Genomic DNA, 262 nt, shown 5'->3' with positions numbered 1-262 from the left:
AAACTGTACTTGGCCAGGGTCTGGATATTGCGCGTGGCCAGCAGCTGGAATGTCGCTTCATCGCCGAGGCGGCGCGCCACGTCACCGCTGTCGCGTTCTTCCAGGCCAAGCACGGCGAAGTCGACCTTGGCGGCCTTGAGCACTTTTACGAAGGCGCGCAGGGTACGTTGGTTACGCATGTCGAAGGCGCCATCGCCGACCCAGAACAGCACATCGCAACTGCCATTGTCGCTGAGCAGCGGCAGGTTCAGGTCTGCCGCCC

Annotated in this window: 1 pseudogene; it reads right to left on the bottom strand. The window is 62.6% G+C overall.

Annotation, left to right across the window (positions count from 1 at the left end):
- A pseudogene (locus AAEZ05_RS29045) lies at positions 1 to 262 on the bottom strand ((Fe-S)-binding protein); the annotation flags it as partial.

Source organism: Pseudomonas sp. HY13-MNA-CIBAN-0226 (genome assembly GCF_040310305.1).
Taxonomy (GTDB): domain Bacteria; phylum Pseudomonadota; class Gammaproteobacteria; order Pseudomonadales; family Pseudomonadaceae; genus Aquipseudomonas; species Aquipseudomonas gregormendelii.
The sequence above is the reverse complement of the archived record's forward strand: the minus strand, read 5'-3'. Positions and strand labels throughout refer to the sequence as shown.